14 protein-coding genes are annotated in these 14322 nt (G+C 56.3%); 5 read left to right on the top strand and 9 right to left on the bottom strand.

Translation table 11 applies throughout. The annotated features are described in order from the left end of the window. Positions 1-8 precede the first annotated feature (8 nt). On the bottom strand, positions 9-1109 hold the full coding sequence (locus FDP08_RS04700) for a hypothetical protein (RefSeq protein ID WP_228263234.1): 1101 nt from the start codon (positions 1107-1109) through the stop codon (positions 9-11). A 76-nt stretch (positions 1110-1185) separates the two neighbouring features. Then, positions 1186-1956, bottom strand: coding sequence for a ferredoxin--NADP reductase (locus FDP08_RS04705; protein WP_137434853.1), 771 nt, complete (start codon positions 1954-1956; stop codon positions 1186-1188). Positions 1957-2075: 119 nt separating this feature from the next. On the opposite strand from FDP08_RS04705, the gene FDP08_RS04710 reads away from it, so the two are divergent. Then, positions 2076-3011 carry a LysR family transcriptional regulator gene (locus FDP08_RS04710; protein ID WP_137434854.1) on the top strand — a complete coding sequence of 312 codons (936 nt, stop codon included), beginning with the start codon at positions 2076-2078 and terminating at the stop codon, positions 3009-3011. Here FDP08_RS04710 and FDP08_RS04715 read toward each other — a convergent pair. Both FDP08_RS04715 and FDP08_RS04720 read right to left on the bottom strand, forming a co-directional pair. Then, on the bottom strand, positions 2954-4108 hold the full coding sequence (locus FDP08_RS04715) for a GGDEF domain-containing protein (protein WP_137434855.1): 1155 nt from the start codon (positions 4106-4108) through the stop codon (positions 2954-2956). The two genes, FDP08_RS04710 and FDP08_RS04715, sit on opposite strands and share 58 nt — an antisense overlap. A gap of 88 nt (positions 4109-4196) precedes the next feature. Beyond that, positions 4197-4799 (bottom strand): MiaE family protein, encoded by a 603-nt coding sequence (locus FDP08_RS04720; protein ID WP_137434856.1) that lies wholly within the window; start codon positions 4797-4799, stop codon positions 4197-4199. Between the two features lie 195 nt (positions 4800-4994). Here FDP08_RS04720 and FDP08_RS04725 point away from each other — a divergent pair, with 195 nt between their 5' ends. Next, positions 4995-7589 (top strand): bifunctional aconitate hydratase 2/2-methylisocitrate dehydratase, encoded by a 2595-nt coding sequence (locus FDP08_RS04725; protein ID WP_137434857.1) that lies wholly within the window; start codon positions 4995-4997, stop codon positions 7587-7589. 129 nt (positions 7590-7718) lie between these two features. Here FDP08_RS04725 and FDP08_RS04730 read toward each other — a convergent pair whose 3' ends face one another. From FDP08_RS04730 to FDP08_RS04750, 5 genes are all read right to left on the bottom strand, one after another. Beyond that, positions 7719-8213, bottom strand: a complete 495-nt coding sequence (locus tag FDP08_RS04730) for a universal stress protein (protein ID WP_137434858.1) — start codon at positions 8211-8213, stop codon at positions 7719-7721. Positions 8214-8257: 44 nt separating this feature from the next. Next, positions 8258-9586, bottom strand: a complete 1329-nt coding sequence (locus FDP08_RS04735; RefSeq protein WP_137434859.1) for a TRAP transporter large permease — start codon at positions 9584-9586, stop codon at positions 8258-8260. Positions 9587-9609: 23 nt separating this feature from the next. After that, positions 9610-10125: a TRAP transporter small permease gene (locus FDP08_RS04740; RefSeq protein ID WP_137434860.1), complete on the bottom strand. Its 516-nt coding sequence runs from the start codon at positions 10123-10125 to the stop codon at positions 9610-9612. Positions 10126-10129: 4 nt separating this feature from the next. After that, a complete protein-coding gene (locus FDP08_RS04745) occupies positions 10130-11167 on the bottom strand; it encodes a TRAP transporter substrate-binding protein (RefSeq protein ID WP_137434861.1) in 1038 nt (345 codons plus the stop codon). 121 nt (positions 11168-11288) lie between these two features. Next, the gene (locus FDP08_RS04750; RefSeq protein WP_137434862.1) at positions 11289-11675 is read right to left on the bottom strand and encodes a 5-carboxymethyl-2-hydroxymuconate Delta-isomerase; all 387 of its coding nucleotides are present in this window, start codon (positions 11673-11675) and stop codon (positions 11289-11291) included. A gap of 311 nt (positions 11676-11986) precedes the next feature. Between FDP08_RS04750 and hpaH the strand changes: the two genes are divergently transcribed. The 3 genes from hpaH to FDP08_RS04765 are packed head-to-tail and all read left to right on the top strand — an operon-like array spanning position 11987 to position 14322. Further along, positions 11987-12790: a 2-oxo-hept-4-ene-1,7-dioate hydratase gene (gene hpaH / locus FDP08_RS04755; protein WP_137434863.1), complete on the top strand. Its 804-nt coding sequence runs from the start codon at positions 11987-11989 to the stop codon at positions 12788-12790. Between the two features lie 24 nt (positions 12791-12814). Further along, complete coding sequence (gene hpaI, locus FDP08_RS04760; protein ID WP_137434864.1) at positions 12815-13621, top strand: 4-hydroxy-2-oxoheptanedioate aldolase; 807 nt, start codon at positions 12815-12817, stop codon at positions 13619-13621. Positions 13622-13653: 32 nt separating this feature from the next. Then, positions 13654-14322 (top strand): fumarylacetoacetate hydrolase family protein, encoded by a 669-nt coding sequence (locus FDP08_RS04765; RefSeq protein ID WP_137434865.1) that lies wholly within the window; start codon positions 13654-13656, stop codon positions 14320-14322.

Consider the following 14322-nt stretch of genomic DNA (forward strand, 5'->3'; position numbering starts at 1 on the left):
GCCAGGTCTCACTGAAGGCCCGAATAGCCGGGCCTTCTTCCTGCAAGCCGGTAGAGGACCGCGAGGAGTCCCCGGAGCAGCGCAATAGCGGGCCATAACAACCAGCTGAGGATGTACAGGGCCGGCACAAGGATGATTAACCAGCCCGCAATCTGCATGGCCACAGGAGATACGCCCAGCACATCCGCCACCCCGGCAAAAAAATCATTGATCAGACTGGGATGTGTGACCACAAGGTACCCTGCCCCCAGGATTACGGGCCATTTTGCATACCGGGCACTGCTGAGAATCAGTCGCCCGCTACCGGTAATACGGGCAGCCAGTGCAGCTGACCGGGTTGAAAGCCTGGCTCCCTGGGTTGCTTTCGCCGCCGTGCGGCCGGCACGAAGCACCTTTACGGCACTGGCAAACACCAGCACATCCACCGAGGCCCAGCCAATATCGCTGGCAGAAATCTCCTCACCGGTGCGGTAATTGGCTTCCAGCTGTCGCACACCGCTGGTGAAGAACTGAGTGATGCCCTCGGTAACCCGCTCGGTCTGGACCCACTGGGTCTGGCCATTGGCGGCCACCACAAACTGCCCCAGAAAATCGTGCCCTTCGTTGCGGATGAAATTCACGGCGTACCAGCCACGTTCCTCAGGCGACAGTGGCTCAACTTTCTCTGGCTGGGCCGTCTCTTCGCCTCTCAACTCCGCAATGTATCCCTTGGCACGTTCATACTGGCGGGCCGCCGTGTTCATCCATTCAATGGAGCTGATTGGCTGGCGAATAAAGTAGTGTATGGGTGGCAGAGCGCTTTCACCGTAGGTGCGCAATACTTCACGAAACTCGGGTTCAGACGCGTAAAGAGGAAGAATCGTGCGCGCCATGTCGGGGTAGGCAAGCAGAGCGGCCTGGGCCTTCAGCAGTGTCAGGCGGTCATCGCCCAGGTCCAGAATGGCCGCCTGCACCTCAACGGGTTCGTGTTTTATGCGGTCAAAGCCGGGCAAAGCCTCCCGGGCCTGTATTGAAATGAGCTTCTGCTCAACAGGTACAGGGCGGGAGGCATAACTGGCAAGTGCGGCAACCATCAGCGCCACACCGAGGATCACCATGGCTTTTTTCAAACATCCACTCCTGCCTCATCGGTTTCAACCTATTCTGCCTGAGAATAGGCTGATTGCCATTGCACAAGTGGTCAGATTACTGCTCCACAAACGCCCTCTCGATCACATAGTGCCCGAGATTACCGTGGCGCGCTTCCTTGAAGCCCATGTTGTTAAGAATGGAGCAGGTATCTTTCAGCATGCTCGGGCTGCCACAGACCATGAAGCGATCGTTCTCGAGATCAAACTCGGGCAGACCCAAGTCTTGGGTGAGCTTGCCATTTTCCATGGCGTCGGTCAGGCGCCCGGTATTACGGAACTCCTCACGGGTGACTGTGGGATAGTAGAGCAACTTGCCCTCCACCATTTCACCAAAGAACTCGTTTTTCGGCAGTTCTTCAATCTCATCCTGGTAAGCCAGTTCAGACTTGTAACGAACCCCGTGGGTAACAATAACCTTATCAAAGGCCTCGTATACCTCGGGGTCTTTGATGATGCTGATGAACGGCGCCAGGCCGGTGCCGGTGCTGATCAGCCAGAGGTTCTTGCCCGGCAGCAGGTTGTCCATGATCAGGGTGCCCGTTGGCTTGCGGCTTACCATGATCTCATCGCCCACCTCGATCTTCTGCAACCGTGAGGTCAGCGGGCCGTCCTGCACCTTGATGGAGAAGAATTCCAGCTCCTCTTCATAGTTGGCGCTGGCAATGCTGTAGGCGCGCATCAGCGGCTTGCCGTCGGTTTCCAGGCCAATCATGGTGAAATGGCCATTCTTGAACCGGAACCCAGGGTCACGAGTGGTCGTAAAGCTGAAGAGTGTGTCGTTCCAGTGACGAACACTTGTTACACGCTCTTTGTTCAGGTTGCTCATGGTATCGCCCGTTTGTTAGCCGTTGGCAAATGGATGAAAATCATTGTGTAAATAGTAACCCATAGGTAACCTATCGACAAAATGGGATATTTTCATAACCTTATTCGGGTTTATCGATTATGAAGTTCAGTTTTCGTCAGCTTGAGGTTTTCCTGGCCGCAGCGCACTTCCAGAACATCACCCGGGCTGCAGATTCCCTGGCCATGTCCCAGTCCGCTGCCAGCAGTGCCCTGAAGGAACTGGAAAACCAGTTTGATATCCAGCTCTTTGACCGGGTGGGCAAACGCCTTCAACTGAATGAGCTGGGCCGACTTTACCGGCCGAAAGTAGAAGCCCTGCTGGCTCAGGCCGGCGAACTGGAGCAGGCCTTCAGCAAGCATACCGAGGTTGGCGCCCTCAAGGTTGGCGCGACCCTCACTATCGGTAACTATCTGGCCGTGGGCGTTATGGCCCAATACATGAATACCCCTACCCACCCCAAAGTGTCCCTCGAAGTCGCCAATACACGCACCATTGCCAAACGGGTCAGTGACTTCGAGCTGGACATCGGGCTGATCGAGGGGGAATTGCAGTCCTCGGAACTGGAGGTCATCCCGTGGCGGGGAGACGAACTGGTGGTCTTCTGCTCTCCAAACCATCCTCTTGCCGACAAGGAAAAGCTTTCAGACCCGGACCTGCGGTCCGCCACCTGGGTCATGCGGGAGCAAGGTTCGGGCACCCGTCAGACCTTTGAGCGGGGCATGCACGGACTGCTACCGGACCTTGACATTCTGCTGGAACTCGAACACACGGAAGCCATCAAGCGCGCCGTAGAAGCCAACCTAGGCATTGGTTGCCTGTCCAGGGTCTGCCTGGCGGATGCGTTTCGGCGGGGAAGCCTGGTACCACTGAAAGTTCCTGAAGAACGACAGTTCGACCGGACCTTCTACTTCATCCTGCACAAGCAGAAATACCGGAGCGCCGGCATTGACCGCTGGATCGATCTCTGTGAGCAGCTTCAGGACCCACCGTTGCCGGAAGAGCGCGGGCTGTTGTATGGCAGGAAAACCACCTGATTGCGACCACTCTCCTTGGCCCGGTAAAGCGCCTTGTCAGCTCTCTTGAGCAGGCAAGCGGCCTCATCTGAACGGAAATGATCAATGCTGGTCACCCCGACGCTGATCGTGATATAGGCGCCCGTACCCACATCAGCATTGGGGACAGCCAGTTCCCGCACCGCCTCACGCAACTTCTCTCCCAGGTAGCGGGCACCTTCCTCACCGGTGCCAGGCAAAACCAGTGCAAACTCCTCCCCACCGTAGCGTGCCACCAGATCTGAGGGCCGGGAGACCCTATCTTTCAGGGTCGTTGCAATCTGCTGCAGACACCTGTCGCCATAATCGTGGCCGTAGCGATCATTGAACAGCTTGAAATGGTCCACATCACACATGATCACCGACAGGGGCGCCGGGTGGCGTGACAGGCGCGCCCATTCCCGCTCAAGTGTTTCATCCAGACCGCGCCGGTTGGCCAGCCCCGTCAATGGATCGGTGCTGCACAGCGTCTCAAGGTAGCGATTGTTAATCGTCAGTTCGCTCTCTGCCTGATCGATATTTTTTCGGAACAGATAGAGAAAGACACCGGACAAAGTCAGCACGCCCGCAACGCTGCCTGCATACATAATATCAATCCACGGTGATGGTACCGGTGCGGCAACGGAGCCCTGTGGAAACAGGAAATGCGCAGCTACATAAAGCGAGCCAAATGCGGTCATGATGGCGCTATACAGCAGAACATGGAGGTGCTGAAAAAGGAAAACCAGAATAGCTGCGAGGGTGAAATAAAAGAGGTGCACTCCGGCACCCGCGCTGATGAAAAACGTCACAACAAACAACTGGCAGGACGCATTAACCAGCAACAGGTTTCTGGCAGTGTTGTACCAGCCCCTGCGGTTGATCAGCAACACCAGCAGGTACGCAGCAATGAATATCAGGTTGGCCAGGAAAACGCCGCGATAAAGGGCAAAATCGTAGAAAAAATAAAAGAACTGGTAGGGAACGGTGGCAGCGGCCCCAAACAGCCCTACCTGGTTACAAAGTTCTATCTGGCGCCGTAAACTGACCGGGTTGCCAGCCACACCCGTCGACCAGAGTCTTCTTAATGCAGCAGGCATCGGCCATATCTCGATGCGGCACTGATAACGAGCATAATGTGCAAATGCGCCTGTGGGTTGTTTGTTTCGGCCAGGCTTTAAAGATAGATCAGACTGGTCCGCTATGAAACCGGAATTTGGTATCCGGTGACTCAATCAGTTGCTTCTCCAGTTCCAGAAAGATACCAATACGATCACCCACCGGACCACCTGCAGCCTGTTCTGCCAGGGCCAGATAATCCCGATAGTGGCGCGCTTCGGACTTCAGCAGTCCGTTGTAGAAATCCGACAGTTTGTCATCAAGATGCGGAGCCAGAGCGGCAAATCGTTCACAGGAGCGGGCCTCAATTATGGCCCCGACAATCAGAACATCCACCAGCCGGCCCGGATCTTCTGCCCTCACCTCTTTGCGCAAGCCGGCGGCATAGCGCGCGGGTGTCAGGTGGTCATAGCGCACGCCACGTTTCTTCATAATAGCCAGCACCTGCTCGAAATGGCGCAGTTCTTCCCGGGCCAGACGGGACATCTTGTTAAGCAGGTCGGTGTTGTCCACGTAGCGATACATCAGGCTCAGGGCCGTCGAAGCTGCCTTTTTCTCGCAGTGGGCGTGATCGATCAGCATCAGGTCCTGGTTTGCCAGAGCGTTGTCGATCCATTGTCGAGGGGTCCGGCATGGTAGAAAGTCGTGGATCTCTTGCAGGGCGTCGTTCATGGCGTCATTACAGTGATGATTTGCGGCCGGCGAGTATAGCGCAAATAACAGATTCCTCCGACCTCTGTCCAACTTAACTTTGTAAGGGCTTTCCTATAGAATGCAGCGCCAACTTAACGCCTTTTCCACCATAAAACTTCCCGCCAGGCATCGACGCCAGGGCGCGGAACATTCCAACTGATGAGGGTCCATATCGTGTTAGAAGCCTACCGTGAACACGTTGCAGAACGCGAAGCTCTGGGCATTCCCCCCAAGCCTCTGAATGCCGAGCAGACTGCTGCGCTGGTCGATCTCCTGAAAAATCCACCTGCCGGTGAAGAAGAAACTCTGGTTTACCTTCTGGAAAACCGCATCCCGCCAGGTGTCGACGAAGCCGCTTATGTCAAAGCCGCTTTCCTGTCTGCCATTGTCAAAGGTGAGGCCACCTCCCCACTGATCGACAAGAAGAAGGCCGTCCAACTGCTGGGCATGATGCAGGGTGGCTACAACATTGCCACTCTGGTTGACCTTCTGGACGACAGCGAACTGGCCGAGCTGGCAGGTAAAGAGCTCAAGCACACCCTGCTGATGTTTGATGCCTTCAACGATGTGAAAGAAAAAATGGATGCCGGCAACGCCATTGCCAAATCTGTGGTTGAATCCTGGGCCAACGCCGAGTGGTTCACCAACAAGAATAAAGTCCCCGAGAGCACCAAAATGGTGGTCTTCAAGGTGACCGGCGAAACCAACACCGACGACCTGTCTCCGGCCCCGGACGCCTGGTCCCGCCCGGATATCCCGCTGCACGCACGCGCTGCCTATAAAATGGAGCGCGACGGCCTGAATCCGGATGAGCCAGGCGTAACCGGCCCCATGAGCCAGATCGACGAAATCAAGTCCAAGGGCCTGCCCGTTGCCTTCGTGGGTGATGTTGTCGGCACCGGTTCTTCACGGAAGTCTGCCACCAACTCGGTTCTGTGGTTCTTCGGTGACGACATCCCGGGTGTGCCCAACAAGCGTGCCGGCGGTATCTGTATCGGTAACAAGGTTGCCCCGATCTTCTTCAACACCATGGAAGACGCCGGCGCCCTGGTCTTCGAAGCACCGGTCGACAACATGAACATGGGCGACGTTATAGAAGTCCGCCCTTATGACGGCAAGATCCTGAACGAAGCCGGAGAAACCATCTCCGAATTCGGTTTCAAGTCCGACGTGATTCTGGACGAAGTGCAGGCCGGCGGCCGTATCCCGCTGATCATCGGTCGTGGCCTGACCGCCAAGGCTCGAACGGCACTTGGTATGGGTGCCACCGACATCTTCCGTCTGCCCAATGATCCAGAGGAAGGCACCAAAGGCTTCACCCTGGGTCAGAAGATGGTCGGCAAGGCCTGTGGCCTGGAAGAAGGCAAAGGCGTTCGCCCTGGCACCTATTGCGAGCCGCACATGACCACCGTCGGCTCTCAGGACACCACTGGCCCGATGACCCGCGACGAACTGAAAGACCTGGCGTGCCTGGGTTTCCAGGCGGATCTGGTAATGCAGTCGTTCTGTCACACCGCCGCTTATCCAAAGCCGGTTGACGTGGAAATGCAGCACACCATGCCGGACTTCATCCGCAACCGTGGCGGTGTTTCCCTGCGCCCGGGCGACGGTATCATCCACTCCTGGCTGAACCGCATGCTGCTGCCGGATACCGTGGGCACCGGTGGTGATTCCCACACCCGTTTCCCGATGGGCATCTCCTTCCCGGCCGGTTCTGGTCTGGTAGCATTTGCCGCTGCGACCGGCGTTATGCCGCTGGATATGCCGGAATCGGTTCTGGTTCGCTTCAAAGGCGAAATGCAGCCCGGTATCACCCTGCGTGACCTGGTACACGCCATCCCGCTGTATGGCATCAAGCAGGGCATGCTGACAGTTGAGAAGAAAGGCAAGATCAACGAATTCTCCGGTCGTATCCTGGAAATCGAAGGCCTTGAACACCTGACCGTAGAGCAGGCATTCGAGCTGTCTGACGCGTCCGCCGAGCGCTCCGCCGCCGGTTGTACCATCAACCTGTCTGAAGAGTCCGTGGCCGAGTACCTGCGCTCCAACATCACCATGCTGCGCTGGATGATTGCCGAAGGTTACGGCGACCCACGTACCCTGGAGCGTCGTGCCCAGCAGATGGAAGAGTGGATTGCCGATCCGAAGCTGATGCGTGCTGACAAGGACGCCGAGTACTCCCACGTGGTGGAAATCGATCTGGCTGAAATCAAAGAGCCTATCGTGTGCTGCCCGAATGATCCGGACGATGCCCGCACCCTGTCCGAAGTTGCCGGCGACAAGGTTGACGAAGTCTTCATCGGTTCCTGCATGACCAACATCGGTCACTTCCGTGCCGCTGGCAAACTGCTGGCACAGAACAAGGAACCCCTGAAGACCCGTCTGTGGATGTCACCGCCCACCAAGATGGACCAGGCCCAGCTGATGGAAGAAGGTTACTTCAACATCTACGGCACCGCCGGTGTTCGCACCGAGATGCCGGGCTGTTCCCTGTGCATGGGTAACCAGGCCCGTGTTGCTGCGAAGAGCACCGTGCTGTCCACCTCTACCCGTAACTTCCCCAACCGCCTGGGCGACGGTGCCAACGTGTATCTGACCTCTGCGGAACTGGCGGCCGTTGGCGCGGTACTGGGCAAACTCCCCTCCGCTGCGGAGTACATGGAGTACGCCAAGGACCTGAACAGCATGTCGAAAGAGATCTACAAGTATCTCAACTTCGACCAGATGGAGAAATACACCAGCAAGGCGTCTGAAGCGAACGTTGCTTAAGACCTGACCTTCTGACCTCAAAGGTAGAAAGGTAGCTCCATGAAAACGCCAGCCCTCGGGCTGGCGTTTTTTATTGTCGGCTAATAAAGCGCAAGCTTTATCAATATTGCAGCCACCATGGGCAGGGTATCAGGCAACACCCAGCGGCACTATCAGCACCGGACGCTTGGAGTGAGTAAGCGTCTTGATCGCGGTAGAGCCCATCAGTGCCTGCCCTAGCGCGCTGTGCTTGCGGGTTCCCATAACGATCACATCGGCATTCATCTCGTCGCCGACTTCAAGGATTTTACGCCAGGGCGTGCCTTCCTCGATGCGCGCCTCAATGTTCTTAATGCTTAACACTTCGTGCTCTTCCAGCTCTTCCTCGCAGAAGCGCTCTATCCGCCCGCGGATCTTGACGCTCAGCGCCTCAACGCCTTTGTGCAGCATGTCGTCGAGCTCTTTTTCCTCCATCATGTTACTCAGCAAACTGCGGGCGGTACCCGACAGGGACTCAATCACGTACAGATAAGTGATCTGAGCGCCGGAGTAGTGACCACACAGGCTGACCGCTGCACGGAATGCCGGACGTGAACCTTGATCAAGATCGGAGACATATAAAATCTTTTTAACATCATGAAACATTGTTCTTCTCCTCAATTCATCCGGGACAGGTAAGGCTGTACTGCTTAGCCGTACAGCAGGTCCGGCAAGAACAGTGCAATCTGAGCAATAAACACAATCAGCGCCAAACGCACAATATCGGCACACCAGAATGGTGTAACACCCTTGAAGATAGTGCCCGTTTTGACATCTCTCAATACTGCACTGAGCACAAAGACGTTCATACCCACTGGCGGCGTGATCAGACTGATCTCAGTCACGACAACGACAACGATGCCGAACCACACCAGATCGAAGCCCATACTCTCCACAAGTGGATAGAACACCGGCACTGTCAACAGGATCATCGACAGGCTTTCAAACACCATCCCAAGCACAATGTAGATACCCAAAATTGCCAGAATCACGACAATCGGGTCCACATCCAGCGCAGTCACCAACTCCAGCAACATGCCCGGAAGCCCGGCCCGGTTAATAAAGTCCGAGAAAATCAGCGCCCCGATCACCACGGCAAACAGCATCGCAGAAGTACGCGCTGTATCCGCCAGTGTTTCGAAGAGTGTCGACAAAGTGAGGCTGCGCCGAGCGAGGGCAATCAGAAAAGCGCCACCGGCACCGATGCCCGCCGCTTCCGTAGGCGTGAAGACACCCAGATAGATACCGCCCATGACGACGGTGAACAACAGCAATACACCCCAAACTCCCTTCAGCGCGAGCAAACGTTCCGGCCATTCGGCTTTCTCACCCGCGGGGCCGGCGCTGGGATCACGCCAAACCACATAACGCACCGCGCCCATATACATTAGCATGCCGAGGATGCCTGGAATAAAACCGGCGGCGAACAGTTCACGGATAGAGGACTCGGTCAGCAGACCGTAAATTATCAGAATCACGCTCGGCGGAATCAGGATGCCCAGAGTGCCGCCAGCAGCGATAGAGGCGGTAGCCAAAGAGTCGGCATAACCGTATTTGCGCATCGGTGGCATGGCCACCTTGCCCATGGTCGCGGAGGTTGCCAGACTGGAGCCACAGATCGCCGAGAAACCACCACAGGCTACCACCGTTGCCATTGACAGTCCGCCCTTGCGATGACCGAGAAAGGCATTGGAAACGTGGTAAAGCTCCTGGGCCAGGCCCGAACGGGTCACCAGGTTACCCATCAGCACGAACAACGGAATTACCGACAGGCCATAATTCTGGACCGTATCAATCACCCGGTTCGACGCCATCGACAGGGCGCCCCGCCAACGGAAATCCATGAAGTTGTTCAGGTCCAGCCCCATCAGAAAAGCGAAGCCAAAGAAACCGACCAGACCCATGGCAAAGGCAATCGGCACCCTCAGAACCAAGATCATGAAAAGGAGAACGGCAAAGCCGGTCAGCACGACGGTCATAGAATTTTCCGTAACTGATTGGTTTATTTTTTAGGAGTGAACAGGGTGCGATAAACGCCGAGCGTTATCATGGCGGCGGCGGTCAGCCAACTCATTATGGCGATGTACTCGGAAATATAACCACTGGGCATGCCGAGAAATTCCGTCACAACACCACGCCGGATCGATCTCTCGCCAAGCTCAAAGATCCGTACCCCAAGGAAATACATCGAAGAGGAAATAATCAGGGCCGAAACCAGTCCGAGAACCTTCAAAACCGTTTGCCCCAGCACATTATCAAGCAGATCAACCACGATATGGCCACCTCGATAAGTGATCACCGGCATCGCCGCGAATACCATCAGGGCAAGGCCGAGTCGGGTGAGCTCAGTGGCCCCGGGAACGGGACTGTTGAAGAGATAACGACCGGCCACGTCCAGGCAGGTAGTCAACATGAGCAGGAAGAGAACTGACGCTGCTACAGCCTCCAGAAGGAAGACCAGCCACTTGGCTGGCCCCTTCTCGCTATAATGCCTGTTAACCCATTTAGCGAGAGACATGCGGTTACTCCTGGTGCTCACGCTCATACTCTCGAGCAACGGTCCGCAGCTCTTTGAGCGCTTTTCGGGCATTCGGAGCACGATCAGACACGCTCTGAATCCACTGTTCGTCCATGCCCTGAATCAGCTTCTGGAACTCCTGAGCCATCTGATCCCCTTCCTTCACCCGGATGATGTTGACGCCGGCTTCCTGCGCGGCCTTCAGGCCCTCGTCATCAATACCATCCCAGGCGCGTCCGGCCAGGGCGGAGAGTTTTTCACCCGATACGCTCATGATCGCCTCGCGATCCTTGGGGTCCAGCTTTTCCAGGAAATATGGATCGATGAACATGGAAAAACTGCCGAGGTACATGCCTCCAGGGAGCATCGTGACGTTGGGCGCCACTTCCTTAAGACGCAGGGTCTTCTGCTCACCCATGGGGAGGAAGGCACCATCAATCACGCCCTGCTGCATCATTTGATAGACTTCGGGGGCTGGCGCTGAAACCGCAGTCACGCCCATTCGCTCGCCAAGCTCGGTCTGGACGCCACCACCAATGCGAATCTTCTTGCCCTTTATCTGGTCGAAGGAGGTGATTGGATCAATGGACTGGATATAGCCCGGACCATGGGTAAACATGCCCAGGAGGGTCAGGCCTACAAACTCGCCGGAGTCCATAAAGTACTTGTTATACACCCGCCACAGTGCTACCGAACCCGCCTCGGCTCCTACACCCAGGCCCGGCAATTCCACTATCTGGGGCAACTTGAAACGGCCCGGAACGTAACCGTGGTAACTGAATCCGGCGTTGACGACACCGTCCTCTACCAGCTGGAACATGGTTTTCGGGTGGCCCAGATCGTGTTCGATTTCAACCTTAACCCGCCCTTCCGTGGCCTCTTCGACCCATTTGGCCCATGTCGGCCAGACCACGGCGTTCTGTGGGTTGGTCGGTGGCAGCCAGGTCCCGACGTGCAATGTCGTGGCGGCGAAAGCGCTGGCGGATATTGCCATCCCCAATGAAAGGATGGCGGCTTTAGAAAAGAGTTTTGTTTTTGTCATAACGGCCTATCTCCTGATAGTTTTGTAGTTATTACTTGCGTTGCCGCGGCCCTGAAAGACCTACGAACCTTCCTGACGCTGCCACTACAGGTCTTGCAGCGCCCCCCATGTCAGACTCCCCTCAGGTAGTTGAGAACAGTGGATGAATGTTGTTTTTGTTGAATTTGAGAACAGGATCCAGCTCCGTCATCTCGAATGAGATCTGACAATAGCTGGTATCAGTGACCGGCTTCATCCAGTCGCAGAGAATGTCGAACACCCGCTCCGCAACTTCCTGCTTCAACACCATCTCTCGGCCATGACCGATCTTCAGAGTCAGGTTGAGAAAGGAGAAGCCTTCCCTGCCATCCGCGACCCGGAAGTCGTCACAACGAATAGCCCGGCTACGCACACCACCAATCGGAAAAGCCCCGGTAGAGACAATGTACTCGTGTAAGCTTGCAAACAGCGGCTGGAACTCCAGGCGGTCGTGGAGATTACCTGAATACTCAACGATGAAATGAGGCATAGAATGAGTCCCGGATAATAGGTTCATCGTTATTGGTTGACGCCCCTGACGTTACTTCAGCACAGAGACCACTCACCAGAATCTAATTAACATATTAAGTTTTGTCAACACGCTCTATGAAATGACACACGCCTGCCAGGCAGGTGTTCAGAAGCCTGGAATCTGCCCCTTGACTTAGTTAATATGTTAACTAAAATAAAATGATTGTTTATGAGACTCAGAGTTCATCCCGGCCTCGGAACCTGGGCAATTGCGGCTCGTGACAGGCCATCGCCGGTCATCCCCTCGACAAATAAAGGTGCATAGCAAGCATGTTGACGAAAGAACAGATCGAAACGGCTGCCGACCGCCTATACCAGGCCGAGACCAGCCGCAAACAGATCCCGGCCCTGACACTCGACTACCCGGATATGACCATGGAGGATGCCTACGCCATCCAGAAAGCCTGGGTGGATCGTAAAGTGGCCGAAGGCCGTAAGGTAATGGGCTACAAGATTGGCCTGACTTCCCGTGCCATGCAGATGTCATCCAATATTGATGAGCCGGACTATGGCGTTTTGCTTGATGACATGCTGTTCGAGGATGGCGCCACCATCAAGGCATCCGACTTCCTTGATCCGCGCATAGAAGTCGAACTGGCCTTCGTACTGAAAAAACCTCTGTTCGGCAGTACCGTCACCATCTTCGATGTTATCAACGCCACTGATTACGTAATCCCGTCCCTCGAACTGATCGCGGCCCGGTGCCTGCGCACCGATCCCGAAACCGGCTACACGCGCAAGGTCTACGATACTATTTCGGACAATGCCGCCAATGCAGGCATCGTTCTGGGTGGCCGCCCCATTCGCCCGACGGACATCGACTTGCGGTGGGCCGGCTGTATGCTGTACCTGAACGGCCAGATCGAAGAAACCGGCCTTGCCGGTGGTGTTCTGGGGAACCCCCTCAAAGGCATAACCTGGGTTTGCAAGCGCTTCGCGCCGCACAATGTTGGTCTCGAACCGGGCCAGGTCATCCTGTCCGGCTCGTTCACCCGCCCCGTCCCGGTCAAGGCCGGCGATACCGTGCATGCAGATTTCGGCTCTCTGGGTGGTGTGACCCTGAACTTCGAATAACCAGACTGCACGGAGGGACCACGCATGGAACTGCCCAAAAATCGTTTCAAACAGGGTTTGGCCACCGGGGAAACCCAATATGGGCTCTGGCTGGGCCTGCCGGACAACAGCGCGGCCGAAATCGCCGCGGCAGCCGGTTTTGATTGGCTGCTGATAGATGGCGAACACGCCCCATTCGACTTGCGCACCATAATGTCTCACCTGCAGGCTATGGCACCCTACGACGTCGCCCCGGTTGTACGTTGTGTCGAAGGCAATACTGCGCTGATCAAGCAACTGCTCGATATTGGTGTGCAGACGCTACTGGTACCAATGGTAGAGGACGCGGAGCAAGCGAAACAGTTGGTAAAGGCGGTTCGCTATCCACCGGACGGCATTCGCGGCCTGGGCACCTCGCTGGCCCGCGCGGCCCGCTGGAATCAGATACCAGGCTATCTGAAAAAGGCCAATGACGAGATCTGCCTGATCGTCCAGGTGGAAACCGCCAGTGCCATGGAAAACCTTGACGAAATTCTCGCCATTGAGGGTGTCGACGGAGTGTTCATAGGCCCATCCGACCTGTCCGCTTCCATGGGCTACATCGGCGACGCGGGTAACCGGGAGGTGGTCGACACCATCAACAAGGGCCTCCACAGGATACGTACTGCCGGCAAGTATGCCGGCCTGCTCTGCCCCGACCCATCTCTGGCGGAAAGCTACATCCGCCAGGGTGCCAATTTTGTCGGTGTCGGTGTCGACACTTTGATCCTGGCCAACGAAACCCGAAAGCTGGCGCAGCGCTTCAAACAGGGCGCACCGGTTCAAGACGACAAACCTCAGGCCGGCTACTAGTCAATGGCGGCCACCACAAGAAAAGGTTAATCATGACAGCAAACACCCTGGTTCACAGCAAGCTGGTCTGCGTCGCACTGAACGACAAGTCCCAGTTGACTGCTCTGGAGGGGACATTCAACGAAGCCCCCTACAAGAAACCACCGACCCAGCCAGTGCTGTATTACAAGCCGCGTAACACCTGGAATGTTGATGGTGCCGAGGTGGAATGGGCGAAGGACTTCGACGGCAGCGACGTTACAGCCATGGCCGTTGGCGCCAGCCTGGGCGTGGTCATTGGCCGCGAAACCTGCCGCGTCAGTCAGGCTGAAGCACTGGATTATGTCCGTGGCTACACCATCGTCAGCGATTTTTCGCTGCCGGAAGAAAACTACTTCCGCCCCGATATCAAGGGCAAATGCCTGGACACTTCCGCGCCGGTCGGCCCGGAGATCGTCCCGGCCGACACCATCGCCAACCCGGACGCCCTCACTGTCACCATCCGTGTTAATGAGGAGCAGAAGAGTGCGTTTGCGCTGGCTGACATGCAGCGCAGCGTTGCCGAGCTGATCAGCACGATCTCCTGGATCATGACGCTGCAGCCGGGGGAGATCATCGCCGTCGGCTTTGCCGGTGACCGTGTTCCGGTTGCCCAGGGTGACAGAGTGGAAGCAACCATCGAGGGTGTCGGCACCCTGACCAACACACTGGGAGGTGCCTGA

The organism is Marinobacter panjinensis (assembly GCF_005298175.1).
Taxonomy (GTDB): domain Bacteria; phylum Pseudomonadota; class Gammaproteobacteria; order Pseudomonadales; family Oleiphilaceae; genus Marinobacter; species Marinobacter panjinensis.